Annotated in this window: 2 protein-coding genes; one reads left to right on the forward strand and one right to left on the reverse strand. The window is 40.2% G+C overall.

What is annotated here, in order from left to right:
* The coding region (locus PV763_RS17530) for a transposase (RefSeq protein WP_420938289.1) at positions 1-244 on the forward strand (244 nt) is incomplete at its 5' end.
* Positions 245-331: 87 nt separating this feature from the next.
* On the opposite strand, the gene adhP is transcribed toward PV763_RS17530, so the two are convergent.
* Positions 332-1,363, reverse strand: coding sequence for an alcohol dehydrogenase AdhP (gene adhP, locus PV763_RS17535; protein WP_005028484.1), 1,032 nt, complete (start codon positions 1,361-1,363; stop codon positions 332-334).
* Between the last annotated feature and the right edge of the window lie 377 nt (positions 1,364-1,740).

The following is a 1,740-nucleotide window of genomic DNA, read 5'->3' on the forward strand; positions in this document are numbered from 1 at the left end:
TCATATTCATGATAGAGCATGGCGCAATACACCCTTAACCGAACAGCAAAAACGCAATAATACCCAAAAGAGCCAAACTAGAAACACCGTTGAGCGGGTCTTTGGACATTTTAAACTGCATTATGGGATGAGCAAAGCTCGTCATTTAGGGTTAATGCAATTTCATACCAGCACTTTGCTTGCAAGCATGGTGCATAATTTAAAAACTGCCCTAAGCTTGAAACGAAAATACGGACTCGCCTAGGGTTATTGTGTCTGTTGGTTAGTAAGCTCAGCCAATAGACACAAATTTAACAACCATTTAATCCGCTTACCCTGTTTTTTTTATGGCTTAAAGCGCTAAATCAATCACAATACGACCATCAATTTTGCCATGTTCCATGCGCTCAAAAATATCATTAATATTTTCGAGTGGCTCAACACTGATATGTGCCTTCACTTTACCACGCGCTGCAATATCCAGAGCTTCTTTCAAATCTAGACGTGTTCCAACAATCGAACCGCGTACAGTAATGCCATCTAATACCATATCAAAAATAGACAGATCAAACTTACCTGGAGGTAAGCCATTAAGCACCATCGTACCGCCACGACGCACAATAGCAACCGCCTGCTCAAAGGCTTTCGGAGAAACTGCCGTCACCAACACACCATGACAGCCATCTCCTGTGGCTTTAATCACCTCATCTTTGACATTCACTTTGAGCGCATTAATTGCAACATCTGCACCCAGTTCTTTTGCCAAATCAAGTTTGGAATCATCCACATCAATTGCGACAACATTGAAGCCCATTGTTTTAGCATATTGCACCGCAACATGTCCTAAACCACCAATTCCTGAAATTGCGACCCAATTCCCCGTCTTGGCTTCTGTCATTTTTAGACCTTTATAGACAGTTACGCCAGCACATAAAATTGGTGCAATTTCCAATAAATCTACACCTTCTGGAATTACACCGACATAATCACCATCAGCAAGGCAATACTCCGCAAAGCTGCCATTGACGGAGTAGCCTGAGTTTTGCTGTTCTTTACACAAAGTTTCCCAGCCCGCATAACAATGATCACAATGCCCACAAGCTGAATATAGCCATGGAATTCCAACTTTATCCCCCACTTTGAGATGTGAAATTCCTTCGCCAATTTCTATCACTTCACCAACACCTTCATGCCCAGGAATAAATGGAACAGTTGGTTTAATCGGCCAGTCACCATGCATGGCATGAAGATCGGTATGGCATACACCTGTTGCAATCACTTTGACCAGTACTTTACCAGCACTGACTTTTGGAATAGCGACCTCTTGGATTTCTAAGGGTTGATTAAATGCTGTGACAACAGCAGCTTTCATTGTGCTTCCCATGTTATTTTCCTTATTATTGAATTGATCAAGAATATTGACAGTTTTCAATTAACTTAACTTAATCATCATTCTCATTAATAACCTAAAGTATTTTGGGTAGGTATTTGGTAGGTATTTGGTAGGTATTTGGTAGGTTTTATGTGAATAATCTCAGATTAGCTCATTTTAAATCTTTTTTTAAATAAAAGAGACCTTTGCACGAAACAGCCCCTTTGCTCGAGGCATACCACCAAACCGAAAAAAAACAAAGAATGGCAATGAAATAAGCAAAACAATGGCTAAATCATGGATAAAATCTCCAAATGGTTGTTAAATTTGTGTCTATTGGCTGAGCTTACTAACCAACAGACACAATAACCCTAGGCGAGTCCGTATTT

It is taken from the genome of Acinetobacter sp. AS5 (genome assembly GCF_048957595.1).
Classification (GTDB): Bacteria; Pseudomonadota; Gammaproteobacteria; order Pseudomonadales; family Moraxellaceae; genus Acinetobacter.